Raw genomic sequence first — 25,558 nt, 5'->3', positions numbered from 1 at the left:
AGGTCCAGAATTCTTCTCCCCATCCCGAAGTCCGAGGGGGCGGAGTCTGGGTGGAATTTCATGTTTTGGGGCCGCTCAGCGTCTCCCGTGACGGCAGGCTGAGCCCGGTCGACGGCGCGCCGAAGCTTCAGCTCACCCTGGCCGCGCTGCTGGCCAAGGCCGGTCAGCCGGTGTCCGTGGACTGGCTGATCACCGCCGTCTGGGGCGAGCGGCCGCCCGCCTCCGCGCGGCGCAACATCCAGCTGTACGTGCACCAGCTGCGCCGCACCTACGGCACGGACGTGCTGGCCGGACGGCCCGGCGGGTACGCGATCATTCCCGACGGCCTGGACGCGGCGCGCTTCCGCGGCCTGGCCACCCAGGGCGGCGCCGCCCTGGACCGGGGCGAGCTCGAAACGGCCAGGGAGCGGCTGCGGGCGGCGCTCAGCCTGTGGCGCGGTCCGGCGTTCGCGGAGTTCGGCGACTGCGCGCTCATCGCCGAGGAGGCCAGGCGGCTGGAGGAGGCCCGGCTGACCGCGCGCGAGCGGCTGGCGGAGGCCGAGCTGGGCCTGGGGCGGCATCTGGAGGTGGCGGACGAGCTGGCCGACCTGACCAGGGAGCATCCGTACCGGGAGAGTCTGCGCGCCCAGCTGATGCTCGCGCTCTACCGGTCGGGCCGCCAGGTCGAGGCGCTCGAGGTCTTCCGGGAGACCAGGGAGGTGCTGAACGCCCAGCTCGGCATCGATCCGGGACCGGCGCTCCAGCGCCTGCACGAGGCGATGCTCCGGGGCGACGAGGACCTCCTGCCGGCCCTAGAACGCGCGCCGCAGGCGGAACCGGGCGTGGACGAGTCGCCGTACCGGGGGCTGACGGCGTTCCAGCCGGAGGACGGGGCCTGGTTCTTCGGGCGTGCCCCGCTGGCCGAGCGGCTCAGGGACCTGGTCGGCCGTCTTCCGGTGGTCGGCGTGTTCGGGGCCTCGGGCAGCGGGAAGTCCTCCCTGCTGCGCGCCGGGCTGCTCGGCTCGTTATCGAGCTCGGATGAGCCGCAGGGCCTGCTGATGACGCCGGGCGAGCATCCGCTGGACGCGCTGGCCGACCTGCTGGCGAAGGTGCGCGACCAACAGCCGGACAGCGTCCTGGAGCAGCTGCGCGACGATCCCGCCGCGGTGCGGGCCGCGCTGGCTCCGCATCGCCTGCTCCTGGTGGTGGACCAGTTCGAGGAGACCTTCACCCTCTGCGCCGAGGAGGGGGAACGGCGCCGGTTCGTGGCCGCCCTGCTGGGCCTGGCCGGGGACGACTGCCGCGTCGTGCTCGGCGTGCGGGCCGACTTCCTGGCCCACCTGACCCAGTACCCGGACCTGGTGGCGGCGCTGAACGGCGAGGCCCAGCTGCTCGTGGGGCCGGTGTCGGGCGCCGAACTCCAGGAGATCACGGTCCGTCCCGCCGCGCTGGCCGGGCTCACCGTCGCCCCCGACCTGCTGGCCACCGTGCTGGCCGACGCCGCAGAGGAGCCCGGCAGCCTGCCGCTGGTCTCGCACGCGCTGCTGGAGACCTGGCGCAACCGCACGGGACCGGCGCTCACCCTGGCGGCCTACCAGGCGGCCGGCGGCGTACGGGGCGCCATCGCGCAGAGCGCGGAACGGGTCTACGACGCGCTCGCCCCGGCCGAGCGGCAGGCCGCCCGCCGGATCTTCCTGCGGCTGACCGCGCTGGGCGACGGCACCGAGGACACCCGGCGGCCCATCTCCAGGGCCGAGCTCGTCGGCCTGGCCGACCCCGAGGTCACCGCCGGCGTGCTGGACCGGCTCGCGGCCGCGCGGCTGGTGGTGCTCGCGGCGGACACGGTGGACGTGGCCCACGAGGCGCTGATCCGGGCCTGGCCCCGCCTGCACCGCTGGCTCACCGACGACCGCGCGAACCTGCTGGTGCACCGGCGGCTCACCGACGCCGCGCAGACCTGGCGGGAGCTGGGCCGCGACGCCGGGGCCCTGTACCGGGGAGCCCGGCTGCTGGCCACCAGGACCTGGGCGGAGGACCACCCGCAGGAGCTGAACCGGCTGGAGGACGCCTTCCTGCGGGCCAGCCAGGAGCTTGAGGAGGGCGAGCGCAGCGCGACCCGGCGCCGCACCCGCCTCCTGCAACGCCTGGTGGCCGGGATGGCCGCCCTCGCCCTGCTCGCCCTGATCGGCGGCGGCGTCGCGGTACGGCAGGGCCAGGAGGCCGCCCACCAGCAGCTGGTCGCGCTGACCCGGCAGCTGGCCCTCAAGGCGCGGTCCCTGCTCAGCACCGACCCCGACCTGGCCGGGCTGCTGGCGATCGCCGCGTTCCGGCTCAACCCGGAGGCCGAGACCCGGGGCGCGCTGCTGAGCGTCTCGGCCGCCGCGCTCCGCCGGATCGAGCTCAACGCCGAGGGGCCGACGATCTACGGGGTGGCGTTCAGCCCGGACGGCTCACGGCTGGCCTCGGCGGGCACCGACGGCACGGTGGGCCTGTGGGATCCCCGCGGCCGTACCCGCGTCGCGACCTTCGCCGAGCCCGTCCCCGGCACCGAGCCCCGCGAGCTGCACGCCAGGGCGGTGGCGTTCAGCCGCGACGGCAGGCGGCTGGCCGCCATCATCCGCAAGGCCGCGTACGGATCCAGCGAGGGCGTGGTCGTCCTGTGGGACCTGGACTCCCGCCGCCCGGTCTTCCGGCAGTCACGGGAACGGCTCACCGACGCGATGGCGCTGAGCCCCGACGGCAGCAAGATCGCCGTGGCCGCCGGCGAGGGCGCGATCGAGCTGTGGGACGTGGCCAGCGGGAGCCACCGCACCCTGCGGGGACACCGCGAGGACGTCGTCGCCCTCGCCTTCAGCCCCGACCAGAAGTTCCTGGTCTCCTCCACCGGCGGGACCGAGAAACCCCTGGTGTGGGACGTCGCCTCCGGGACCAGAACGGCCACGGTGCCCGTCGAGCACGCCCACCGGCTGGGCTTCGACGCCGTCACCGGGACCCTGGCCACGGGCGCGGCCTACGACGGGGTGCGGCTCTGGCGAATAGACGGTAAGGGGGTGACCCGGCTGGCGAAGCTGCCCGAGCGTTCGCCGTACACCTGGGACATGTCCGCCCCCGCGGGAGGCCGGATCGCCACGGCCGACGAGGATGGCTTCGTCACGGTCTGGGACCTGGAACGACGGCAGCTCGTCGAGATCTACCAGGACAGGAGCCGCACCGAATCGCTCTCGCTGGCCCTCAGCGCCGACGGCTCGATGCTCGCCTCGGCTGGTCTTGGCAGGACCATCGTGGTCCGCGAGCACGCCCTCGCCCCGTTCAGCGGGCACAGCGGAGCCGTCAACGACATCGAGTTCAGCCCCGACGGCCAGACCATCGCCTCGGCGGGCAGCGACACCACGGTGCGCCTGTGGGATCGGCGCGGAAACCCGATCGCCACGCTCGGCGACCATCCCGACCACGTCCGGGCGGTGGCCTTCAGCCCGGACGGCAAGCGGCTGGCCACGGTCACCCGCAGCCACACGGTCACCATCTGGGACCTCGCCGGTAAGCGGAAGCTCACCACGATCAACTACCCGGGGCTCGGGGCGTCCACCGACCTCAGCTACGACCCGCGGGGGAACTTTCTCGCCGCGACCGCGCTCGGCCGCTACCGCTGGGACGTCCGCGACCCCGGACACCCGGTCGAGGCGCACTTCCCGCTCACCGGCCATCTCGCCTCGGCGCTGGCGTTCAGCCCCCGCGATCCGCTGCTCGCCTCCACCAGCCCGGCCGGCGACCTCTCCCTCTGGGACCTGGCAAAGAACCGCGAGATCCGCGCCCTGCGGACCAGCCAGGGCTCCATCCTCGACGTCGCCTTCAGCCCGGACGGCGCCCTGATCGCCACCGCGGGCGCCAACCGGACCGTCAAGCTGTGGGACACCAGGACCGGGCGGCTGTCCGCCACCCTCCAGGGGCACACGGCGGCCATCCAGGTGCTCGCCTTCAGCCGCGACGGGCGCGCGCTGGCCTCCGCGGGCGAGGATCACACGATCATCGTCTGGGACCTGGCGTCCAGGACCCCGTCGTTCACCCTCACCGGCCACACCGCCCCGATCAGGGGGCTGGCCTTCGGACCCGGCGGAGAGCTGGTCTCCGGAGGCGACGACGGCAGGATCATCCGCTGGTCACGCCAGCCGGAGCCGCTGGTACGCGACCTCTGCCGGGAGATCGGCCGGGATCTCACCCGCGCGGAGTGGGCCACCCATCTGCCCTCGGTGGACTACCGGACCTTCTGCCGGCCCTGATCCGCAGGCCGGTCGGCGATTCAGCCCTCGATGGGCTCGGCGGTGAGCAGGCCCTCGGAGACCTCGCGGAGGGCGATGGAGAGGGGCTTCTCCTGGGCGTGGGTCTCGACCAGGGGGCCGACGTACTCCAGCAGGCCCTCGCCCAGCTGGGAGTAGTACGCGTTGATCTGCCGAGCCCGCTTGGCGCCCATGATCACGAGGCTGTACTTGCTGTCGACCACGTCGAGGAGCGCGTCGATCGACGGGTTGGTGATGCCTTCTGAGTACGCCGCGCTGGTGGTCACTTCGTCGAATCCCCTAGCTAGTCGTTGACGTCAGCCATCAAGGCTATCAGCTGATGACACACGTCCTGGACGGACGTGTTGACAAGGGTGAGGTCGAACTCCTTCTCGGCGGCCATCTCGACCAGGCCCGCCTCCAGGCGCTGGGCGATCACCTCGGGCGGCTCGGTCCCCCGGCCGCGCAGCCGCCGCTCCAGTTCCGCCCAGGACGGTGGGGCGAGGAAGATCAGCAGCGCCTCGGGCATGCTGGCCCGGACCTGGCGGGCGCCCTGCAGGTCGATCTCCAGCAGGGTGGGGATCCCGGCCGCCAGCCGGTCGAGCACGGCCTGCCGCGGCGTCCCGTACCGGTTGCCGGCGAACTCGGCCCACTCGAGGAGGTCCCCGGCGGCGATCAGCCGATCGAACTCGGCGTCGTCGGCGAAGAAGTACTCCACGCCGTGGGTCTCGCCTGGCCGGGGTTTCCTGGTGGTCACCGAGACCGACAGCCACACCTCGGGGTGTGCCCGCCGGAGCTCGGCGACGACCGTGGACTTGCCCACACCCGACGGCCCGGACAGGACCGTCAGGCGGGTTTGAGGCATGGAGTCACCGTACCGTGTCCCGGACCCGCCGGATGTGGCGGCCTTGTGGGCCTGACTGCCTTCAGGCCAGGACATACCGGTCACTCAATGCCCCCCGTGTCACGCGATGCGGTCACCGCCGGGAGGCCGGGTGGCCTCCCGTGAAGATGACCGACAGCGTACGCCTTAGCCTTCGGCGCCGCCGAACTCGCGCTCCAGGGAGGCGCGCTGGTTAGCGCCGAGGCCCCGCACGCGGCGGGACTCGGCGATACCGAGACGTTCCATCAGCTGCTTGGCGCGGACCTTGCCCACGCCAGGGAGCGACTCCAGCAGAGCCGAGACCTTCATCTTGCCGATGACGTCGTCGGTCTGCCCATCCTTCAGCACCTCGGCCAGAGATACCGCGCCATGCTTGAGCCGGTTCTTGACCTCAGCACGCTCCTTGCGAGCCTTGGCAGCCTTCTCAAGTGCTGCGGCGCGCTGCTCGGGGGTCAGGGGAGGAAGAGCCACGCCGGGTCACCTCGAATTTCTGTCGATGTACTCGGACGGGATGGGAAAGTAGCTGGTCTTTGCCCCATCAGGCAACGTCAAGCCCTATTTCTGTCCCCACAAAGTCAAAGAAACTACTTTCCGTAGTGGCTTTCTAACGGATTGTCGACGAAAACGGCCCTATCAGCCACGGAACTGCCGGTCCCCAATCCACCGCCCTCAGGGCCGGGAAAGCGCCGTCCGGCGGAGCGCCGCGGCGATCCCCGCCGCCGCCGCGCCGGGGTCCGGAGAGCCGGTGATCGGGCGCCCGATGACCAGAAGGTCGGCCCCGTCGGCGATGGCGGCCTCCGGAGTCGCTACCCTTGCCTGATCCTGGGTGTCGGATCCGGCCGGCCTGACTCCCGGGGTGATGAGCGTGATCCGCGGCCCGACCTCCGCGCGCACCGCGGCGACCTCGCGGGGCGAGCAGACCAGGGCCTGGGCTCCGGCGCCGACGGCCAGCGCGGCCAGCCGCCGCACCGCGTCGTCCGGGGGCCCCTGCACGCCCAGCCGGGCCAGATCGGCCGCCGACAGGGACGTGAGCACGGTGACCGCGGCGATCTGGGTCCGCTCAGGAGCGGCCTGCACGGCCGCCTCGATCATCGCGGGGCCGCCCGTGGCATGGACGGTCAGGATGGCCGGCTTGAGCCGTCCTACGGCCCGTACGGCCCCGGCCACGGTGTTCGGGATGTCGTGCAGCTTGAGATCCAGGAAGATCTGCACGCCGCTGGCCCCACGCACCGAGGCGATCACGTCGGGGCCGTACCGCAGGTACAGTTCAAGCCCGACCTTGACGGTCGAGACGTGCGGCGTCACCAGGCTCGCCCAGCGGGCCGCCGTCTCCAGGTTCGGTGCGTCCAGGGCGACGGCGATGGGTGCGGGCGTCACAGGGAACTCTCCTCAAGGTCAATTTTCGAAGCGTCGGTTCTGGAACTGTCCACGCGGGCCTGAGCGGGCCGGTGAGCCACCCCCACCGCGTCGGCCAGGCGGTCGAAGCCCCGCTCCTGGAGCAGCTCCTCCAGCTCCCTCAGGATGCGCGGACAGGCGTACGGGTCATGGAACAGGGTGGTGCCCACGGCGACCGCGCAGGCGCCCGCCAGGACCAGCTCAAGGGCATCCCTGCCGCTGGTCACCCCGCCCATGCCGACGAGTGGTACCCCGGGCAGCGCGGCGTGCACCTGCCAGACGCAGCGAACCGCCAGCGGCCGGATGGCGGGCCCGGACAGGCCGCCGGCGCCGGCCGCCAGCACCGGGCGCATGGTGTCCACGTCGACGCTCATCCCGATCGGGGTGTTGATCATGGCCAGCGCGTCGGCGCCGCTGTCCACGCAGGCCCGGGCGATGGCCACCACGTCGGCCACGTCGGGGGCCAGCTTGGCCACCACGGGCACGTCGTAGCGGAGGGCGGCACGCACCGAGGCGACCACCTCGGCGGCGGCCACGGCGTCCCTGGCGAACACCCGGCCGCGGTCCTCCACGTTGGGGCAGGACAGGTTGATCTCGACGGCGGTGACCCCCGGCGCGTCGGCCAGCCGCCGGGCCAGCGCGGTGTACTCGGCCACGCTGCCGCCGGCGATGGAGACCACGGTGCGGGTGCCCCGCTCGGCCAGCCAGGGCAGCTCGCGGGCCAGGAAGGCGTCCACGCCGGGCCCCTGCAGGCCGACCGAGGTGAGCAGCCCGGAGGGCGTCTCGGCCATCCTGGGCGTGGGCCGCCCGGCCCGTGGGGCCATCGTGATGGACCGGGTGGTGAGCGCGCCGAGCCGGGTCACGTCCGCGAAGGGGGCCAGCTCGCGGCCGGTCCCCGCGCAGCCGGCGGCGGTCAGGATCGGGTTGGGCAGCTCGACGTGCGCCAGGTACGCGCGCATGTCAACGGGCACGGTCGCCCCCGGGAGCCCCGAGCGCGTCGAACGGGATGGTGCCGACGTCGTCGAAGCGCACCCGCTCCCCGCGGAAGACCGGACCGTCGGTGCAGGCCCTGACCATCCGGGTCACCCCGTCCTCGCCGATGACCGGCACCGTGCAGGTCATGCAGATGCCGATCCCGCAGGCCATCGCCTCCTCCACGGAGACCTGGACCGGGATGTCGAACTGCACGCAGACCGCGGTGACCCCGCGCAGCACGGGCATCGGACCGCAGGCGTACACCACGTCGGCCCGGGTGTCGGTGATCACGCTGGGCAGCACGTCCACCACCGAGCCGCGCACGCCGAGCGAGCCGTCCTCGGTGGTGAGCGTGGTGGTCTCGCCCATGCGGCGGGCCCGCAGCGCGCCGAAGACCCGGTCGGAGCTGGGCGCGCCGAGCACGAAGTCGACCCGGCAGTTGCGCTGGTGCAGCGCGTCGGCCAGGGCGAACAGCGGCGCGGAGCCGTACTCGGCGCCGACCAGCAGGCAGGTGGCGGGGTCGCGCGGGAGCGGGAAGGGGCGGCCGAGCGGGCCGACCATGTCCAGCGCGTCGCGGGCCTTGCGGCCGGCCAGCCAGGCGGTCCCCGCGCCGCGCACCGCGAACACGAACTCGACGGTGCCGCCGTAGTCGGGCTTGACGTCGTGCACGGCGAAGGCCCGCCTGGTGAGCATGGAGGTACGCGGCCCGCCCACCGCGACGGTGACGAAGTGGCCGGGCCGGAACCGGTCGGCGATGGCCGGCGCGACGACGGTCAGCGCATGGTACGCGTCGACCCGGCGCGTCGTCAGCACCGTTCCCGTCACCTGCACCGGTGTCCCGGCCACTCCATGAACTCCTAGCTCAGCCTCTCAGCCGCTGGGCGTGCTCCTGCAACGAACGTACGCCCACGTCGCCCCTGAGGATGTGCTGAATGCCCTGCACGGCGGCGGCCAGACCCTGCACGGTGGTGATGCAGGCGATGCCGCGCAGCACGGCGGCGGTGCGGATCTCGTAGCCGTCCAGCCGCGGCCCGGCCTGGCCGGGGCTGCCGAACGGGGTGTTCACGATGAGATCCACCTCCCCGTCCAGGATGCGCCGGACGATCGTCGGCTCCCCGTCGGGGCCGGGACCGTCGCTCTGCTTTCGCACGATCTTGGCATGGACGCCGTTACGGCGCAGCACCTCGGCCGTACCCTCCGTGGCGAGAATCTCGAAACCCAGGTCGGCCAGCGCCTTCACTGGGAAGATCATCGCCCGTTTGTCCTTGTTCGCCACCGAGACGAAGGCCCGCCCGGTGGTGGGCAGCCCCCCGTACGCGGCCTGCTGGGACTTGGCGTAGGCGGTGCCGAAGAACTCGTCGATGCCCATCACCTCGCCGGTGGAGCGCATTTCAGGGCCGAGCACGATGTCCACGCCGCGGAACCGGTCGAACGGCAGCACCGCCTCCTTGACCGCGATGGGCGCGTCCAGCGGCAGCGTGCCCCCGTCGCCGGCGGCCGGGAGCAGGCCCTCGGCGCGCAGCTCGGCCACTGTGGCGCCGAGCATGATCCGGGCCGCCGCCTTGGCCAGCGGCGCCGCCGTGGCCTTGGAGGTGAACGGCACGGTACGGCTGGCCCGCGGGTTGGCCTCCAGCACGTAGAGCACGTTGGCGGCCAGCGCGTACTGCACGTTGAGCAGCCCGCGCACCCCGACGCCCCTGGCGATGGCCTCGGTGGCGGCCCGGATGCGCTTGATGTCGTGCCCGCCCAGGGTGATGGGGGGCAGCGCGCAGGCCGAGTCGCCGGAGTGGATGCCGGCCTCCTCGATGTGCTCCATCACCCCGCCCAGGTAGAGCTCCGCGCCGTCGTAGAGGGCGTCCACGTCGATCTCGATGGCGTCGTCGAGGAACTTGTCGATCAGCACCGGATGGTCGGTGGCCGCCTTGTCCATGTATCGGGTGAGGGTGGCCTCGTCGTACACGATGGCCATGCCGGCCCCGCCCAGCACGTACGAGGGCCGGACCAGCACCGGGTAGCCGATCTCCTCGGCGATCCGCCGGGCCTCGCGTACGGTGCGCGCGGTGCCGTGCCGGGGCGCGGGCAGCCCGGCCTCGGCCAGCACCCGCCCGAAGGCGCCGCGCTCCTCGGCCAGGTGGATGGACTCCGGCGAGGTGCCCACCACGGGCACGCCCGCGTCCTTGAGCGCCTGCGCGAGCCCGAGCGGGGTCTGCCCGCCGAGCTGCACGATCACCCCGGCCAGCGGCCCGGTGCGCTGCTCGGCGTGCACCACCTCGAGCACGTCCTCCAGGGTGAGCGGCTCGAAGTAGAGCCGGTCGGAGGTGTCGTAGTCGGTGGAGACGGTCTCCGGGTTGCAGTTGACCATGACGGTCTCGAAGCCGACCCGGCTCAGCTCGAAGGAGGCGTGCACGCAGGCGTAGTCGAACTCGATGCCCTGCCCGATCCGGTTCGGCCCGCTGCCCAGGATGATTACCTTGGGCCGGTCCCCCGGCGGCACCTCGCTCTCCTCGTCGTAGGTGGAGTACAGGTACGGCGTGCGCGCGGCGAACTCGGCGGCGCAGGTGTCCACCGTGTGGTAGACCGGCCGCAGGCCGAGCGCGTGCCGCAGGTCCCTGACCCTGACCTCCTCGATGCCGAGGATCTCGGCGATCTGCACGTCGCTGAAGCCGTGCTCCTTGGCCTCCCGCAGGGTGGGCTCGTCCAGGGCGGTGATGCCCGTGGCGACCTCGTGCAGGCGCGCCAGCTGGTCGAGGAACCAGGGGTCGATCCTGGTGGCCTCGTAGAGCTCCTCGATGGTGGCGCCCGCCCTGACGGCCTGCTGCATGGTGCGCAGCCGCCCGTCGTGCGGGGTCCGGCAGGCCGCCAGGAGTTCCTGCTTGTCGCCGGGCTCCCCTGACCAGCTGAAGGAGGACCCTCGCTTCTCCAGCGATCTGAGGGCCTTCTGGAGGGCTTCGGGGAAGGAGCGGCCGATCGCCATGGCCTCGCCGACCGACTTCATGTGCGTGGTCAGCGTCCGGTCGGCCCCGTCGAACTTCTCGAAGGCGAACCTGGGCACCTTGACCACCACGTAGTCGAGCGAGGGCTCGAAGGAGGCCGGGGTCTCCTTGGTGATGTCGTTGGGCACCTCGTCCAGCGTGTAGCCGATGGCCAGCTTGGCGGCGATCTTGGCGATCGGGAAGCCGGTGGCCTTGGAGGCCAGCGCGCTGGAGCGGGAGACCCGCGGGTTCATCTCGATGACGATCATGCGCCCGGTGTCCGGGTCCACCGCGAACTGGATGTTGCAGCCGCCGGTGTCCACCCCGACCTCGCGGATCACCGCGATCGCCACGTCCCGCATGTTCTGGTACTCGCGGTCGGTGAGCGTCATCGCGGGGGCCACGGTCACGCTGTCGCCGGTGTGCACGCCCATCGGGTCGACGTTCTCGATGGAGCAGACGATCACGACGTTGTCGTGGCGGTCCCGCATGACCTCCAGCTCGTACTCCTTCCAGCCGAGGATGGACTCCTCCAGGAGCACCTCGGTGGTGGGCGAGGCGTCCAGGCCCGCCCCGGCGATGCGGCGCAGGTCGGCCTCGTCGTGGGCGAAGCCGGACCCGGCGCCGCCCATGGTGAAGGAGGGCCGGACCACCACGGGGTAGCCGAGCTCGGCCGCGGCGGCCAGGCACTCGTCCATGGTGTGGCAGATGGCGCTGCGCGCCGACTCGGCGTTGAAGCCCTTCTCGGCCGCCACCTTGGCCACGATGCCCTTGAATCGTTCCCGGTTCTCGCCGGCCTGGATGGCCTCGAAGTTGGCGCCGATCAGCTCCACCTCGTACTTGGCCAGCACGCCGCTCTCGTGCAGCGCGACGGCCGCGTTGAGCGCGGTCTGGCCGCCCAGGGTGGGCAGCAGCGCGTCCGGACGCTCCTTGGCGATGATCTGCTCGATGATGTCGGGGGTGATCGGCTCCACGTAGGTGGCGTCGGCGAACTCCGGGTCCGTCATGATCGTCGCCGGGTTGCTGTTCACCAGGATCACCCGGAAGCCCTCGGCCCTGAGCACCCGGCACGCCTGGGTGCCGGAGTAGTCGAACTCGCAGGCCTGCCCGATCACGATCGGCCCGGAGCCGATCACCATGATCGACTGGATGTCGGTCCGCTTAGGCACCCATGACCTCACAGAACTCGTCGAAGAGATAGGCGGCGTCGTGCGGCCCGGCGGCGGCCTCTGGGTGGTACTGCACGCTGAACGCCGGGTGGTCGAGCAGGCGCAGGCCCTCCACGCACCCGTCGTTCAGGTTCACGTGGCTGACCTCGGCCCGGCCGTACGGGGTGTCGAAGGGGCCGTCCAGGGGCGCCTGGACGGCGAAGCCGTGGTTGTGCGCGGAGATCTCCACCTTGCCGGTCCTGCGGTCCTGGACCGGCTGGTTGACGCCGCGGTGGCCGTAGCGCAGCTTGTAGGTGCCGAGCCCGAGCGCCCGCCCGAGGATCTGGTTGCCGAAGCAGATGCCGAACACGGGCCTGCCCGCCTCAAGGATCTTCTGGAGCGCGGCCACCGGGCCGTCCGCCGTGGCGGGGTCGCCGGGGCCGTTGGACAGGAACACCCCGTCGGGGTCCAGGGCCAGGATGTCGGCCGCGGTGGCGGTGGCGGGCAGCACGTGCACCTCGCAGCCGCGCTGGGCCATCCGGTGCGGCGTCATGGCCTTGATGCCCAGGTCCACGGCGGCCACCGTGAACCGCTTGGCGCCGATCGCGGGCACCACGTACGGCGCCGCGGTGGTCACCTCGCCGGCCAGGTCGGCGCCCTCCATGGACGGCGAGGCCAGCACCTTCTCGATCAGCTCGGGAGTGGCGGCCAGCGCGTCGCCGGAGAACACCCCGGCCCGCATCGCGCCGCGCTCGCGCAGGTGCCGGGTGAGCGCCCTGGTCCCGCGCATCGCGATGCCGACCACGCCCTGGTCTCGCAGGTAGTCCTCCAGCGACCGGGTGGCGCGCCAGTTGCTGGCCACCCGGGCGGGTTCCCTGACCACGTAGCCGGAGACCCAGACCCGGCCCGACTCCGGGTCCTCCTCGTTGACGCCGGTGTTGCCGATGTGCGGGGCGGTCATCGCCACGATCTGGCGGTGGTAGGAGGGGTCGGTGAGGGTCTCCTGGTAGCCGGTCATACCGGTGTTGAAGACCATCTCACCGAACGTCTCCCCCACCGCGCCGTACGGCGCGCCCTCGAAGACGCGGCCGTCCTCCAGGACGAGCAACGCTGAGCTCACTGCAGCTTCCCTTCCAGAACGGTCGGCCTGCCGCGCAGGAAGGTGGCCACCACCCTGCCGGGCAGGGTCATGCCCTCGTACGGGGTGTTGCGGCTCTTGGAGGCGAACGAGCCGGGGTCGACCTCGGCGCGCACGGCCGGGTCGTACAGCGTGATGTTGGCGACCGAGCCGACCTCCAGCGGTTGCCCGTGCCCGGCGAGCCTGCCGATCCTGGCCGGGCGGCCGGACATGCGGTCGGCCACCCCTGCCCAGTCCAGCAGCCCGGTCTCCACCATGGCCTCCTGCACGACGCTGAGGGCGGTCTCCAGGCCGATCATGCCCATCGCGGCGGCGGCCCACTCGGCCTCCTTGTCCTCCACCGGGTGGGGGGCGTGGTCGGTCGCGACGCAGTCGATGGTGCCGTCGGCGAGCGCCTCGCGCAACGCCCGCACGTCCTCGGCGGTGCGCAGCGGCGGGTTCACCTTGTAGATCGGGTTGTACGGGCCGACCGGCGAGCGCTCCGCGCAGGTGTCGGTGAGCAGCAGGTGGTGCGGGGTCACCTCGGCGGTGACGTCCCAGCCCTTGGACTTGGCCCAGCGGATGATCTCCACGGAACCGGCCGTGGAGACGTGGCAGACGTGCAGCCGGGAGCCGACGTGCGCGGCGAGCAGGCAGTCGCGGGCGATGATCGCCTCCTCGGCCACCGCCGGCCAGCCGGCCAGGCCGAGCCGTCCGGAGACCTCGCCCTCGTTCAGCTGGGCGCCCTCGGTCAGCCGGGGTTCCTGGGCGTGCTGGGCGATCACGCCGTCGAAGGCCTTGACGTACTCCAGGGCGCGGCGCATCAGCACCGCGTCCGAGACGCACCGGCCGTCGTCGGAGAAGACCCGGACCCGGGCCGCCGAGTCGGCCATCGCGCCCAGCTCGGCCAGCTGCCTGCCGTCCAGGCCGCTGGTGACCGCGCCGACCGGCTGCACGTCGCAGTGGCCGTACTCCTGGCCGAGCCGCCAGACCTGCTCGACCACCCCGGCCGTGTCGGCCACCGGGGAGGTGTTGGCCATCGCGTGCACGGCGGTGTACCCGCCGCGGGCGGCGGCCTGGGTGCCGGTCTCGACCGTCTCGGCGTCCTCCCTGCCGGGCTCGCGCAGGTGGGTGTGCAGGTCCACCAGGCCGGGCAGGGCGACCAGGCCGTCGGCGTCGAAGACGGTCTGCCCGCCGAGTCCCGGGCCGATCTCGGCGATCAGGCCGTTCTCGACGCGCAGGTCGACCGGCTCGCCGCCGAGGATGCGGGCGTTCCTGATGATCATTTGATGTCCCTCCCGATGGCGCCGCCGAGCAGCAGGTAGAGCACGGCCATGCGGACGGTCACCCCGTTGGCGACCTGCTCCACGATGGTCGAGCGGGGCGAGTCGGCGACCTCGGCGGAGATCTCCATGCCCCGGTTCATCGGGCCGGGGTGCATCACGATGGCGTCCTCGTGCAGCTTGCGGAAGCGGTCGCGGTCCAGGCCGTACCTGCGGCTGTACTCGCGGGCGGACGGGAAGTAGGCGGCGTTCATGCGCTCCAGCTGGACCCGGAGCATCATCACCACGTCCGACTTGGGGAGCACCGCGTCCAGATCGTAGGAGACCTGGCAGGGCCAGTTCTCCACGGCCACCGGCAGCAGGGTGGGCGGGGCGACCAGGGTCACCTCGGCGCCGAGCGCGTGCAGCAGCAGCACGTTGGACCTGGCCACCCTGCTGTGCAGCACGTCGCCCACCACGGCCACCTTCAGGCCCTCCAGGCGGCCCATGCGGCGGCGCATGCTGAAGGCGTCCAGCAGCGCCTGGGTGGGGTGCTCGTGGGTGCCGTCCCCGGCGTTGACCACGCTGCCGCGGACCCAGCCGGCCAGCCGGTGCGGCGCGCCGGAGGCGCTGTGCCTGATCACCACCGCGTCGGCGCCCATGGCCTCCAGGGTGAGCGCGGTGTCCTTGAGCGACTCGCCCTTGGAGACGCTGGAGCCCTTGACCGAGAAGTTGATCACGTCGGCGGACAGGCGCTTGGCGGCGGCCTCGAACGAGATGCGGGTGCGGGTGGAGTCCTCGAAGAAGAGGTTGACCACGGTGCGGCCGCGCAGCGTCGGCAGCTTCTTGATGGAGCGCTCGGAGACGGCGGCCAGTTCCTCGGCCGTGTCCAGGATGAGCAGCGCCTCGTCCCGGGTGAGGTCCGCCGCGGAGATCAGGTGCTTCACCGCGTCCCCTCCTTCAGCAGCAGGACGGCGTCGCGGCCGTCGATCTCCTCCAGGTAGACCTTGACCTTCTCGCTCTTGGCGGTGGGCAGGTTCTTGCCCACGTAGTCGGCCCGGATGGGCAGCTCGCGGTGGCCCCGGTCGACCAGGGTGGCCAGCTGCACCGCCTTGGGGCGGCCGAGGTCGTTGAGCGCGTCCAGCGCGGCCCGGACCGTGCGGCCGGAGTAGAGCACGTCGTCCACCAGGACCACGATCCGGCCGTCGATGCCGCCGGGGGGCAGGTCGGTGTGGCCCAGCGGGCGGGCCGGCTTGAGGCGCAGGTCGTCCCGGTACATCGTGATGTCGATGGCGCCGACCGGAACCTTCACGCCTTCGAACTGGGCGACGCGCTCGCTGAGCCTTCTGGCCAGGGTGGCGCCGCGGGTGGGGATGCCGAGTAGCACAACGCTTTCCGCGCCCTTGGTGCGCTCCAGGATCTCGTGCGCGATCCGGGTGAGGGCCCGGTGGATGTCGGGGGCCTCCAGCACCGCGCGGGCCTGGTCGGCGCCCTCGGGTTTTTGGGCATCAGGCATGGAAAAAATCACCGCCTTTCCCGCCTCACAGGACGGGTCTTAAAAGGGTGTCGGGCGTTCAAACAGTACCAGGCAGTACCGAGGCCCCCGCCGCTGCCAGGGAGGATGGGTCCGGACGGGCATCTGGCACCCATCCGGGACGATCAGCCCGAAACCCGAGCAAGGTTCGGTTGTCGGGGAGAGCACTGTTTGGCCTCTTTTCCCAATCGACTTGACCTTTGCTGGCGACGGCTTTACCGTCACTGTCCGTAACCACAACTCGCGACCTTCCTGGGTAAAACCCGACGCAGTGGTCACCGAAGGTGCCTGCCCCCAGGTACAGCCCCGGTGGTTGGTGCATTAGGTACAAGGACGCACAATCAACCTAAGAACAGACATAGAAAGCCGGGGGCCATACGATGCCGTCTGACTACGCCAAGTCGCTGGGCGCGCGACTCCGCGCCATTCGCACCCAGCAGGGCCTGTCCTTGCATGGGGTTGAAGAGAAGTCCCGCGGGCGGTGGAAGGCCGTCGTGGTCGGCTCGTACGAGCGGGGTGACCGGGCGGTCACCGTGCAGAAGCTTGCCGAGCTGGCCGACTTCTACGGGGTGCCGGTTTCCGAGTTGCTGCCGGGGGGCGCCGCGCCGTCCCCGCTGCTGCCGACGCCGAAGCTGGTCATCGATCTGGAGCGGCTCGCCCAGTTGCCCAAGGACAAGGCCGGTCCGCTGGCCAGGTACGCGGCGACCATCCAGTCGCAGCGGGGGGACTACAACGGCAAGGTGCTGAGCATCCGCCAGGAGGACCTGCGTTCGCTTGCCGTCATCTACGACAAGTCGCCGGCCGAGCTGACCGAGGAGTTCATCAGCTGGGGTGTGCTGGACGCGGAGGCGCGCCGGGCGGTCGAGTCGTTCTGACGTGCTGCCGGGGATCTCGCCCGGGAGCCTGGCCCCGGGCCGAAGATCTACCTTCTGCGCTTGGATAATTACCGTAAAAAGCGATAAAACTTCCTTCAAGCTGATTTCAGGGGAGGAAGTAGACATGGGGCTGTCAACGCGGGAGCAGCGCGTTCTCGACGACATCGCTCGCCGGCTCCGCGCCGAGGACCCCGCGCTGGCTCGCAGCCTGTCCGGGCACGGCACCGGGGTGGTCCGGGCCGAGGCGATCGCGTCCCCGCCGAGCGCCTGGCCGATCGTCGCGCTCGCCGTGGCCCTGGCCGGTTGCGCTTTCCTGATCGCTCTTGGTAAGTAGCGTTTGTCGCGTTTAGTACCGGGCACCTCACCTTTTGTCATGGGTGATGGGGGTACGGGATGGTTTTCTACGTCGGCTCCGAGGTGGGCGAGCTCCACCAGGTGCTGCTCCATCCGCCCGACCTGTCGCTGAAGCGGCTCACCCCCAGCAACATGCGCGACCTGCTCTTCGACGACGTGCTCTGGGTGCACCGAGCGGCCGAGGAGCACGCGGAGTTCCAGGGGCTGCTGCGCGGCCTCGGCGTCCAGGTCCACCTGCTGTGCGACCTGCTCCGGGAGACCATCGCGCTGCCGGAGGCACGCAAACACATCCTGGACGGGACCGTCGACGAGCGCTGGTTCGGGCCGATGGCCACCGACGCCATCCGGAACACGCTGGACGGCCTGCCCGGGGAGACGCTCGCGCCGTACCTGACGGGCGGGATCACCAAGCGGGAGCTGACCGAGCTCGGCTGCTCCCCCAAGTCGCTGGTCTTCCACGCGCTGGACCCCGACGACTTCGTGCTGCCGCCGCTGCCCAACCACCTGTTCACCCGGGACACCTCCTGCTGGGTGTACGACGGGGTGTCCATCAACGCGATGCGGAAGAAGGCCCGGCGCCGGGAGACCGTCAACTACGAGGCCGTCTACCGCTACCACCCGATGTTCGCCGCCGGGGGCTTCCACATCTGGAATCCCGGTACGCCGATGGCGCCCACCACCATCGAGGGCGGCGACGTGCTGGTGCTCGGCCGGGGCGCGGTCCTGGTCGGGATGAGCGAGCGCACCCAGCCGCCGGCCGTCGAGATGCTCGCCCAGCATCTGTTCGCCAGTGGCTCGGCCACCCGGATCGTGGCGCTCAACCTGCCCAAGTCCCGCGCCTTCATGCACCTGGACACCGTGCTCACCCAGGTGGACGTGGGGGTCTTCACCAAGTACGCGGGCCTGGGCATGCTGCCGTCCTACACCATCGAGCCCGGCGACAACGAGAAGGAACTGAAGGTCACCGACCATCCGCCCGAGCACATGCACCGGGCCATCGCCGCCGCCGTCGGGCTCGACGACATCACGGTCCTGGCTCCCGTCCAGGACGTCCACGCGGCCGAGCGCGAGCAGTGGGACGACGGCTGCAACGTGCTGGCCGTCCGGCCGGGGGTGGTCGTCGCGTACGAGCGGAACACGACGACCAACAACTTCCTGCGCGCCCAGGGCATCGAGGTGCTCACCATCCGGGGCAGTGAGCTGGGGCGTGGGCGCGGGGGGCCGCGCTGCATGAGCTGCCCGCTCGAACGGGACGGCATCTGATCTTCCTGCCGCCCGTCCGGAACCCCTCAATTGATGGGGATTTATGCCACTAGCCGACGTACTTTCCCACCATGAGAAAGTTCCGCAGGAAGGTACGGTCTGCTTGGATCGTTCCCGTTGTCGGCGTGACCCTGCTTCTGTGCTCCTGCTCGTCCGGATCAGACCCGGAGCCGGCCTCGTTCCGCGGCCCCGATTCCCCCGCTGCGCTGGAATCGCCCCGCTCCGAAGCGCCCGCCCCGGATCCCTCTGAAACCGACGAGCCGGTGGACGAGGAAACCTCGGAGAACACCGAGCCTGCCACGGACGAGGACACCTCTGACTCGGACACCCCGGAGGAACTCGGCCTCGCCCGCGGCACCTACACCGTGACCATGTCCGGTATCGCTGGTTGGACGGAGTTCCGCCGCGAAGGCACCGTATACATCGTCGACACGGTCGCCGAAGTGGGCACCACCAACGGCGTGAACCCCGTCGACGTGTGCCTGGTATCGGGAATGCCCGCCGCACTCCCCGAAGTCGGCGCCATCTGGTTCGGCAGCAACTCCGGCTGCATCCCCGGCACAAGCGCCGCCGATTTCGACATGACCTACGTCGAACTGAACGGCTCCACCGTCACGGTTCAACCAGACGACCGGATGGCCGCCACCCTCGCCAACGGCTTCACCGTCACCAACGACTTCATCGGCGCCTTCATATTCGCCCCGGTCTCCGGCCAGATGACCCTCACCACAGAATCGGACGGCACCCTCACCGGCACCATCGACATCAAGGGCTATCCCGGCCAGGGCACAGGAACAGCGGTCTACCAGGCGCAGATCTCCGGCTACCGCACCTGACTGTCACAAGGGTGAGGTTCGCCTGCGCCGGGGAGCACTCACCTGCGCGGTCGTCGCGCGTGGGTGGGGAATGCCACGGCAACCGATGTCTGGCGCGGCCCAAGCTCTTCCAGCCTGTGGGGTTAGCCCGGGGTCAGCCCGCCATGGGGAGAGTGTCCTGGGTCATGACGCCCAGGGTGGATTCGATGATGGTGACGAAGGCCTGGGCTTCGGCGATGAGTTCTTCGGCGTCGTGGGGGCTGACCAGGTGGACCAGGCCGGCTTCGGCGGCGGCGCGCTTCTTGGCGCTGACGGCGAAGTAGGCGGCCCACTGGGCGAGCTCCGGCTGAGCCTCGGGGAGGAGTTCCCAGGCGCTGCGCAGGCGGCGACGGCGGCCGTCGTTCAGCTGCGGCCGGGCGGCCAGGATGGCGGCGGCCGCGCGGAGGGCCGCCAGGTGGGCGTTGATGTACTTGTCGGCCGGGGATGTGGCGAGCGCCGCGTCCGCCAGGCAGGCGCGGGCGTCGGTCAGGTGTGCGAGAGCGGTCCGCGACACTTTGGGCCCGGTGGGCCCGTTGGCGGGCCCGGTGATGGGCCCGTTCTGCGGTCCGGTCATGCCAGCCTCCTAGGGCTTTGTGGCCTCCGGCGCTTCCGCCGGTGGTCTCACCCTCGCAGACCCCACCGACAAAACCGCCCAGCGGTTCCGCCTTTCACGGCCGGACGAGGAGCTTCCCCTCTCCCCGTCCGGCCCAAGCTACGGGGCCGCGCCCCCACCCGTCTCCGCCGACGACCAGGGGGCGCAGGCCCCTCGTGGAGTGAGAGCGGGCCGCGAGTCCCACTCTCACCCCTCGAACATAAATTCGACCATGGTCAAAGTCAAGCGATTCACCGAACACGGGTTCGAGCAATGATCGTCATTCGCACCCGAAAACTGAGAACAGCCCCACTCCTGGACGGAGATGGGGCTGTGATCACAAAGCCGGGTCAGCGGACGAACTTGCCCCTGACGTGCACGGGAACGCCCGTGCCGAGCAGGCCGGGAAGGATCTCGGCCACGTGCATGGGGAGGCGGACGCACCCGTGGGAGGCGGGGTACAGGGGAACGGAGAGCGCGCCGTGGAAGGCGATGCCACCGTTGAAGAAGATCGGGTTGTACAGCTGGCCCAGGTACGACTTGTGCCAGCCACTCCGGCGCCAGGTCGTCTTGTAGTTCCCGGTCGGGGTCCGCGCGTCACCGGTGAACTTGGTGCGCACGCCGTTCCAGACCGCGTACTCGACGTACGGGATCCCGCTTCCGGACGAGATGTGGGTGATCAGCTTCACCTGGCCGCCCCGGTAGAGCACCATGATCTGCTTGGTCAGGTTCACCTCGGCCCGGTCGGGCTTGCCGCCCGGCACCAGCACCTTGGGCGCGACCGGGTTCTCCAGCGCCCGCCAGGTCTTCGTCGCGACCGTGCTGGTCGGCTTGATCCCCTGGACCTTCTGGAACGCCCAGACGGCCGTCTGGGTGGCACCGCCGTACCGCCCGTCGATCTTGCCCGGCAGGTAGCCGAGCTCGGTCAACCGGGTCTGGAGCGCCTTGACGGCGGCCCCCTTCATGCCCGGCTTGAGCGTCTTGCCCGGTGCCGTGAACGTAGCGGTACGCTCCGCCGCGACCAGCCGGATCGCTCCAATATCGGCCGACACCCCACTGGGACGTGCCTGCCCCTCGCCCGTCACGGCGCAGCCGGTCAGCGCCACGGCGACCGCCGTGCAGAGCGCCGCGACCGCGAGATGACGGCGTCGAGCCCTCATCTACACCAACCCCCTCATTTTCACCATCATTTGGCCAAGGACAGTAGCGCACAGTGCGCTTGGGTCCTGCTTGACACCTACTTGATCCCTGGTAAGAGCAATGAGGGCGTAATGCGAGTCCCACGTCCTTCCGTACTGTTTAGAGTTGGCGGGTGAGTGAAAAGTTGCACCCCAACATCGCCCATATCGCCGCGATCCTCCGCGAAGTGGGCGCGACCGGTGAGCCCATCGTGCTCGGCGAATCGGCCCCCACCGCGGCCACCGCGGCCGCCCAACTGGGCTGCGAGATCGGCGCCATCGCCAACAGCCTGATCTTCAACGCCGACGGCGCCCCGCTCCTGGTCCTCACCAGCGGCGCCCACCGCGTCGACACCGACCTGGTCGCCGGCACCGTCGGCGTCGCCAAGCTCCGCCGCGCCACCCCGGAGTTCGTCCGCGAGCACACCGGCCAGCCCATCGGCGGCGTCGCTCCCCTGGGCCACCCGGCCCCCGTCCGCACCCTGGTGGACACCTGGCTGGCCAAGCACCCGACGGTCTGGGCCGCCGCCGGTCACCCGCACGCCGTCTTCCCCACCACGTACGACGAGCTGCTGAAACTCACCAACGGCACGCCCACCGAGGTCGAGTAGGGCAATAAATCAAGCACTTGCTTGACTATGCGGGGCCACCGGATCTACGGTGGCCCCGTGGATCTGGAGCTTGCGGGCCGTCGCGCCCTGATCACTGGCGCCAGCGCCGGAATCGGCCGGGCCACGGCCCGCCTGCTGGCCGCCGAGGGCGCCCAGCTCGTCCTGGTCGCCCGGCGCCTCGACGCCCTGGAAACCCTCGCCGCGGAACTCGAAGCCTCGGGACCCGGAGGCACGGACCTCGAAGCCGGGGGCCGTCCCCGGCCCCTCTGCCTGGCCGCCGACCTGACCGACCCGGACGCTCCCGCGCGCCTGCGCGAACAGGTGACCGACCGGCTCGGCGGACTCGACATCCTGATCAACAACGCCGGCCGCGCCGAACCCGCGGGCGTCACCCTCGACGAGGCGCTCTGGCGCAGCCAGTTCGAACTCAACTTCCACGCCAAGCGCCGCCTGGCCGAAGAGTTCCTGCCCCTGCTGGCGGCGGGCGGCCAGGGCCGCGTGATCAACCTCGTCGGCATCCTCGAACCGTTCGGGGTGTCGGCCGCCCAGGCCGCCGTCGCCGCCTGCGTCCTCTGGGCCAAGGGGCTCGCCCGCGTGGTCGCCGACCGCCAGGTGACCGTCAACTGCGTGGCCCCTGGCCGGATCGACAGCGAGCAGATCCGCGCGCACTTCCCCACCCGCGAGGCCCAGCAGGAGTTCGCCCGCGGGCTCATCCCGGCGGGACGCTTCGGCACCGCCGAGGAGGCCGCCGCCCTCATCGTGTTCCTCGCCTCCGGCCCCGCCCGCTACATCACCGGCGACACCTTCACCGTCGACGGCGGCATGCACCGCTCGATCTAACCCCCTGGGACGCCCGCCCTGGATGTTCGTCCTCACCCTGGACGACGCCCACCGGATCACCGAGGTCAGGGAGTACTGCGACACCCGCCACGCCTTCGACGTCTACGGCCTCACCGACCGGTGAGGCCGGTGCACGCTAGACGACGATCAACCAGATGAAGGTCAGCGCCACCAGCACGGTGGCCATCATCGACGCCATCAGCACGGTCTGATCGGGGCGGAGGCGCCGGACGCCGCCGGAATGGGGGACCAGCGGCGGCCCGTCCTCGGTGGCGAGCGCGTTGGCGCGGAGCCAGTTGTGCACCCAGGTATGGATGAACTGCTCGCGCTCGCCCGCGGAGGCCAGGTCGAGGGCGGCGGCGAACAGCGGGGCGGCGGGTCCGGCCTCCAGGGCGGGGACCGCGCGGAGCAGCACCCGGCTGTCGACGCTCCTGCCGTACGCGGATCTGAGCAGGTCGCGATGGACCGCCCGCTGCCGCTCCGGGTCGTCCGGATGCAGCCTGCGGATCGCGATGGCGAGTTGCCCGTGCCTGTTCAGCGCGTTGGCGAGGTCGCGGCCGACGTCCTTGCGCCGCAGGAGCTCCTCCAGCGCCAACCGGCCCAGATCGTGGGTCGTGGTCGCGGTGGCGCACGCTTCGACGAGCGTTCCGGCGGACGCCGTGCGCATCTCCTTCCTGAGCCGGTTCTGGTCCAGCTGGGCGAGCACCAGGTAGTAGGCCGCCTGGTCGGACCAGGACCGCTCGGCCAGCTCCCGCAGCAGGAGGGGATCAGGATCGCGCCCGGCGTCCTGGAGCACCGACCGGTCGAGCGGGGACGGGTAGGCCAGCGACAGCAGCGTGCGGTACAGCCACAGCCGCTCGTCCTGACCGGCCGGCGACCCGCTCGTGAACAGGTGCTTGGTCCTGATGACCTGGCGCAGGTACTCCCGATCGGCCGCCGACGGCCGTCCCTCCATCTCCTGCAGGGTGTGCGCGTGGTGGGCCACCTCCGCCAGGCTCGCGGGGTCGCCCAGCCCTTCGCCGATGAGCTGGACCAGCTTGTCGGAGGGGCTCCCCGCGACGAAACGCTCCATGTCCACCAGCGCGTCGCTCAGGTCCCGCTCCTCGAAGGCCCGGGGCGTGGCCTGCGCCGCCTGCCAGGCGATCAGATCCGTGAAGTCGACGATCCGGTTCAGCAGATGGAGCACCCGCTGCGCGGGCTCCGGCAGCCCGCTCTCGTCGTGGCCCCAGATGACCCGGCGCGCGCCCTCCGGAGCCTGGCTGGCGAACGACAGGCGGATCCGGTGGCCCACCGCGCTACTGGTCCAGGTGGCCGTGGCCAGCCCGGCCCGCAACCCGTACGGCAGCAGCGCCGCCACGGCGTCGAGGAAACGCAGCCGGATCCGCCACGGCACCTCGTCCGCCCCCACCACGCACACCAGGTGCCCGGACAGCAGCAACGCCGCCGCGCGTTTGACCGTCTCGTTCACGGCGGAGGCGAGCCCGCCCGGATCCAGCGGCGGCAGCACGGCGCCGATCCCGTCCGGGCCGTCCGGGATCGCGCACGCGGCGAAGGCGTCGAACATCCCCTCGTACGACACCCGCCCCGACGCCAGCGTCCCGAACGGAACCGCGAAATAGCGGGTGAGGGACCGCCTTCGGCTCCCCTCGGGATCTTGGGCCCAGTCGTGGACGGCCAGGCCGAGGTGGGTGTCCGGGCCCTCCTCGCCGATCCAGCCGAACGTGACCTGCGGCAGCACCTCCAGGGTGCCGGGATAGAACCTGACCAGAGCCGCAGCGAGATGACCTGGCTCGAAACGGCTGCCCCCGTGCCGGAGGATCGCCGGACCGCTCTCGTCGCCGGGGTCCCGCCCCCACAGGGCCCACTCGGATTCGACCCGCACCATGCTCGCCTGGACCTACCCCTCGCCCGCCTGCCGACGTCTGACCTGTTCGCGGATGGCATCGGTCACGAACGGCAGCACCTGGTCGCGCCAGTCCCCCGGGCAGCGCATGAGCAGGCCCACCGCCGGTTCCGCCGGCAGGTGGCGCAGCGCCTGCCCCGCCTTCTCCGGCGGCATCCTCGCGATCACCAGACCGGTCAGGTCCGGCTTCGCCGCCGCCATGCGCTCGATGACCGCCGCCGCGCGCCGGTCGTTCAGGTGCGCCAGCACCCGCCCCGCCTGCCGCGCGTCCATGTTGAGCACCACGTTCGCCACGAGCTCCAGCCGGCCCACCTGGTTCAGCAACCGTCCGGCCCGCAGCGGTGGCATGGCCTGGAGGATCTTCGCGGTGGCCTCGGCGTACGCGCACAGCTCCTCGACCGCCGGGGACGCCTGGTCGGTCCGTGCCTGGGTGAGCAGCGCCGCCGCGTCCGCGGGCGGCAGCACCGCGAGCGCGGCGGCCGCCTCCCGGGGGTCGGTTCCGGCCAGCGACTTCCTGGCCCGCCGGATCGCCCCGAAGGCCGCTCTGCTCTGTTGCTGTTGTTGCGGCGGTGGGGGCGGCGTCGGGTCGGGTGGCGGCGGGCGGTGGCTCGTCCGGCCCAGCGTGCGCTTCAGTTCGCCCCCGCTGATCCGCCGCGCCGGATCCTTCTCCAGCAGCCGCCCGATGAGCGGCCGCAACGCCACCGACCGGATCATCGGATGCGGGGGCTGGCCGAGGATGGCGGCGATGGTGGCCTCCACGCTGGCGCGCTCGAACGGAGTGCGGCCCTCCAGCGCCATGTAGAGCGTCGCGCCCAGCGACCACAGGTCGGCGGCGGCCTCGGCGACCTTGCCCCGGAGCCGTTCCGGCGCGATGTACTCGACCGTGCCGATGACCTCCCCGACCGCGGTGAGGCGCGGGTGGCCGTCGATCGCCGCTATCCCGAAGTCCACCAGCACCACCCGGCCGCCGTCGGTGATCAGGATGTTCTCCGGTTTGACGTCCCGGTGGAGCACGCCCACGGCGTGCGCGGCGTTGAGCGCGTCCAGCACCTGGGACCCGAACCGGGTGACGGTGGCCTCGGACGGCGGTGTGCGCTTGATCAGATCGCTGAGCCTGGTGCCCTGCACGTACGCCATGACGATGCACGGCCCCTCGTCGAGCCGGAGCACGTCGTAGATCTTGACGATGCCGGGGTGGTCGATTCTGGCCAGCGCCTCGGCCTCCCGGAACGCCCGGGCGGTCAGCTCGGCCCGGGTGCCGCGTTGCGCCTGGATGCGTTTGAGCGCCACCTGCCGTCCGAGCGTGAGATCGAGCGCCAGCCAGACGTCCCCCATCGCGCCGCCGCCCAGGTACGACTCGATCACGTACCGGCCCTCGATCAGCTCACCAATCATCGTCGGACGGCGTGGCCGTGTCGTCCGGGATCTTCCGCATGCGGCGTGTGTCGCGGAGATCGCGCAGGACGTCGTGTTCCCAGGTGTCGGGTGGCTCCTCCTCGGTCGGCGGCGGAGCGGACGGCGACGGGCCTGGCGGGGGTGGGCCGGGTGG

22 protein-coding genes are annotated in these 25,558 nt (G+C 71.4%); 7 read left to right on the top strand and 15 right to left on the bottom strand.

What is annotated here, in order from left to right; translation table 11 throughout:
* Nucleotides 1-50 precede the first annotated feature (50 nt).
* On the top strand, nucleotides 51-4,256 hold the full coding sequence (locus KIP79_RS49025; RefSeq protein ID WP_214108174.1) for an nSTAND1 domain-containing NTPase: 4,206 nt from the start codon (nucleotides 51-53) through the stop codon (nucleotides 4,254-4,256).
* Nucleotides 4,257-4,276: 20 nt separating this feature from the next.
* Here KIP79_RS49025 and rpoZ read toward each other — a convergent pair whose 3' ends face one another.
* The 11 genes from rpoZ to pyrR form a co-directional block, all read right to left on the bottom strand.
* Entirely contained in the window at nucleotides 4,277-4,540 is a 264-nt protein-coding gene (gene rpoZ, locus KIP79_RS29320) for a DNA-directed RNA polymerase subunit omega (RefSeq protein WP_214108173.1), read from the bottom strand.
* A 17-nt stretch (nucleotides 4,541-4,557) separates the two neighbouring features.
* Nucleotides 4,558-5,118, bottom strand: a complete 561-nt coding sequence (gmk, locus tag KIP79_RS29315) for a guanylate kinase (protein WP_250214028.1) — start codon at nucleotides 5,116-5,118, stop codon at nucleotides 4,558-4,560.
* Between the two features lie 165 nt (nucleotides 5,119-5,283).
* Nucleotides 5,284-5,607, bottom strand: a complete 324-nt coding sequence (gene mihF, locus KIP79_RS29310; protein WP_155335391.1) for an integration host factor, actinobacterial type — start codon at nucleotides 5,605-5,607, stop codon at nucleotides 5,284-5,286.
* Between the two features lie 198 nt (nucleotides 5,608-5,805).
* A complete protein-coding gene (pyrF, locus tag KIP79_RS29305) occupies nucleotides 5,806-6,513 on the bottom strand; it encodes an orotidine-5'-phosphate decarboxylase (protein WP_214108171.1) in 708 nt (235 codons plus the stop codon).
* Nucleotides 6,510-7,502, bottom strand: coding sequence for a dihydroorotate dehydrogenase (locus KIP79_RS29300; protein WP_308169948.1), 993 nt, complete (start codon nucleotides 7,500-7,502; stop codon nucleotides 6,510-6,512). The genes pyrF and KIP79_RS29300 overlap by 4 nt, the downstream gene beginning before the upstream one ends.
* Nucleotides 7,492-8,352, bottom strand: coding sequence for a dihydroorotate dehydrogenase electron transfer subunit (locus KIP79_RS29295; RefSeq protein ID WP_308169947.1), 861 nt, complete (start codon nucleotides 8,350-8,352; stop codon nucleotides 7,492-7,494). Before KIP79_RS29295 ends, KIP79_RS29300 begins: the two co-directional genes overlap by 11 nt.
* A gap of 16 nt (nucleotides 8,353-8,368) precedes the next feature.
* Entirely contained in the window at nucleotides 8,369-11,647 is a 3,279-nt protein-coding gene (gene carB / locus KIP79_RS29290) for a carbamoyl-phosphate synthase large subunit (RefSeq protein ID WP_214108170.1), read from the bottom strand.
* Nucleotides 11,640-12,746, bottom strand: coding sequence for a glutamine-hydrolyzing carbamoyl-phosphate synthase small subunit (carA, locus tag KIP79_RS29285; RefSeq protein ID WP_214108169.1), 1,107 nt, complete (start codon nucleotides 12,744-12,746; stop codon nucleotides 11,640-11,642). Before carA ends, carB begins: the two co-directional genes overlap by 8 nt.
* Entirely contained in the window at nucleotides 12,743-14,029 is a 1,287-nt protein-coding gene (locus tag KIP79_RS29280) for a dihydroorotase (RefSeq protein ID WP_214108168.1), read from the bottom strand. Before KIP79_RS29280 ends, carA begins: the two co-directional genes overlap by 4 nt.
* Nucleotides 14,026-14,952: an aspartate carbamoyltransferase catalytic subunit gene (locus tag KIP79_RS29275; protein ID WP_214108167.1), complete on the bottom strand. Its 927-nt coding sequence runs from the start codon at nucleotides 14,950-14,952 to the stop codon at nucleotides 14,026-14,028. Before KIP79_RS29275 ends, KIP79_RS29280 begins: the two co-directional genes overlap by 4 nt.
* Nucleotides 14,949-15,521, bottom strand: a complete 573-nt coding sequence (pyrR, locus tag KIP79_RS29270; RefSeq protein ID WP_214108166.1) for a bifunctional pyr operon transcriptional regulator/uracil phosphoribosyltransferase PyrR — start codon at nucleotides 15,519-15,521, stop codon at nucleotides 14,949-14,951. Before pyrR ends, KIP79_RS29275 begins: the two co-directional genes overlap by 4 nt.
* A 398-nt stretch (nucleotides 15,522-15,919) precedes the next feature.
* Here pyrR and bldD point away from each other — a divergent pair, with 398 nt between their 5' ends.
* From bldD to KIP79_RS29250, 4 genes are all read left to right on the top strand, one after another.
* Nucleotides 15,920-16,414 (top strand): transcriptional regulator BldD, encoded by a 495-nt coding sequence (gene bldD / locus KIP79_RS29265; RefSeq protein WP_214108165.1) that lies wholly within the window; start codon nucleotides 15,920-15,922, stop codon nucleotides 16,412-16,414.
* A 124-nt stretch (nucleotides 16,415-16,538) separates the two neighbouring features.
* Nucleotides 16,539-16,748 carry a DUF3040 domain-containing protein gene (locus KIP79_RS29260; protein ID WP_214108164.1) on the top strand — a complete coding sequence of 70 codons (210 nt, stop codon included), beginning with the start codon at nucleotides 16,539-16,541 and terminating at the stop codon, nucleotides 16,746-16,748.
* A 59-nt stretch (nucleotides 16,749-16,807) separates the two neighbouring features.
* Nucleotides 16,808-18,031 (top strand): arginine deiminase, encoded by a 1,224-nt coding sequence (locus KIP79_RS29255; RefSeq protein ID WP_214108163.1) that lies wholly within the window; start codon nucleotides 16,808-16,810, stop codon nucleotides 18,029-18,031.
* A 125-nt stretch (nucleotides 18,032-18,156) separates the two neighbouring features.
* Entirely contained in the window at nucleotides 18,157-18,867 is a 711-nt protein-coding gene (locus KIP79_RS29250) for a hypothetical protein (RefSeq protein WP_214108162.1), read from the top strand.
* A gap of 133 nt (nucleotides 18,868-19,000) precedes the next feature.
* On the opposite strand, the gene KIP79_RS29245 is transcribed toward KIP79_RS29250, so the two are convergent.
* Nucleotides 19,001-19,459, bottom strand: a complete 459-nt coding sequence (locus KIP79_RS29245; RefSeq protein WP_214108161.1) for an SAV_6107 family HEPN domain-containing protein — start codon at nucleotides 19,457-19,459, stop codon at nucleotides 19,001-19,003.
* 368 nt (nucleotides 19,460-19,827) lie between these two features.
* Nucleotides 19,828-20,637 (bottom strand): L,D-transpeptidase family protein, encoded by an 810-nt coding sequence (locus tag KIP79_RS29240; protein WP_214108160.1) that lies wholly within the window; start codon nucleotides 20,635-20,637, stop codon nucleotides 19,828-19,830.
* A 152-nt stretch (nucleotides 20,638-20,789) separates the two neighbouring features.
* On the opposite strand from KIP79_RS29240, the gene KIP79_RS29235 reads away from it, so the two are divergent.
* A complete protein-coding gene (locus KIP79_RS29235; protein ID WP_308169946.1) occupies nucleotides 20,790-21,266 on the top strand; it encodes a YbaK/EbsC family protein in 477 nt (158 codons plus the stop codon).
* A 57-nt stretch (nucleotides 21,267-21,323) separates the two neighbouring features.
* Entirely contained in the window at nucleotides 21,324-22,106 is a 783-nt protein-coding gene (locus tag KIP79_RS29230; protein ID WP_214108159.1) for an SDR family NAD(P)-dependent oxidoreductase, read from the top strand.
* A gap of 136 nt (nucleotides 22,107-22,242) precedes the next feature.
* On the opposite strand, the gene KIP79_RS29225 is transcribed toward KIP79_RS29230, so the two are convergent.
* Entirely contained in the window at nucleotides 22,243-23,991 is a 1,749-nt protein-coding gene (locus tag KIP79_RS29225) for a hypothetical protein (protein WP_214108158.1), read from the bottom strand.
* Nucleotides 23,992-24,003: 12 nt separating this feature from the next.
* Nucleotides 24,004-25,404, bottom strand: coding sequence for a serine/threonine-protein kinase (locus KIP79_RS29220; RefSeq protein WP_214108157.1), 1,401 nt, complete (start codon nucleotides 25,402-25,404; stop codon nucleotides 24,004-24,006).
* Between the last annotated feature and the right edge of the window lie 154 nt (nucleotides 25,405-25,558).

Origin of the sequence: Acrocarpospora catenulata (genome assembly GCF_018476525.1) — a bacterium.
In the GTDB taxonomy this organism is placed as follows: Bacteria; Actinomycetota; Actinomycetes; order Streptosporangiales; family Streptosporangiaceae; genus Acrocarpospora; species Acrocarpospora catenulata.
This window is presented reverse-complemented; position numbering and strand designations above follow the sequence as displayed.

Bases quoted from the DNA above. Each gene is read 5' to 3' on its own strand.
- gmk (WP_250214028.1), bottom strand. From the start codon at position 5,118: ATGCCTCAAACCCGCCTGACGGTCCTGTCCGGGCCGTCGGGTGTGGGC.
- KIP79_RS29280 (WP_214108168.1), bottom strand. From the start codon at position 14,029: ATGATCATCAGGAACGCCCGCATCCTCGGCGGCGAGCCGGTCGACCTG.
- pyrR (WP_214108166.1), bottom strand. From the start codon at position 15,521: ATGCCTGATGCCCAAAAACCCGAGGGCGCCGACCAGGCCCGCGCGGTG.
- bldD (WP_214108165.1), top strand. From the start codon at position 15,920: ATGCCGTCTGACTACGCCAAGTCGCTGGGCGCGCGACTCCGCGCCATT.
- KIP79_RS29260 (WP_214108164.1), top strand. From the start codon at position 16,539: ATGGGGCTGTCAACGCGGGAGCAGCGCGTTCTCGACGACATCGCTCGC.
- KIP79_RS29255 (WP_214108163.1), top strand. From the start codon at position 16,808: ATGGTTTTCTACGTCGGCTCCGAGGTGGGCGAGCTCCACCAGGTGCTG.
- KIP79_RS29245 (WP_214108161.1), bottom strand. From the start codon at position 19,459: ATGACCGGACCGCAGAACGGGCCCATCACCGGGCCCGCCAACGGGCCC.
- KIP79_RS29240 (WP_214108160.1), bottom strand. From the start codon at position 20,637: ATGAGGGCTCGACGCCGTCATCTCGCGGTCGCGGCGCTCTGCACGGCG.
- KIP79_RS29225 (WP_214108158.1), bottom strand. From the start codon at position 23,991: ATGGTGCGGGTCGAATCCGAGTGGGCCCTGTGGGGGCGGGACCCCGGC.
- KIP79_RS29220 (WP_214108157.1), bottom strand. From the start codon at position 25,404: ATGATTGGTGAGCTGATCGAGGGCCGGTACGTGATCGAGTCGTACCTG.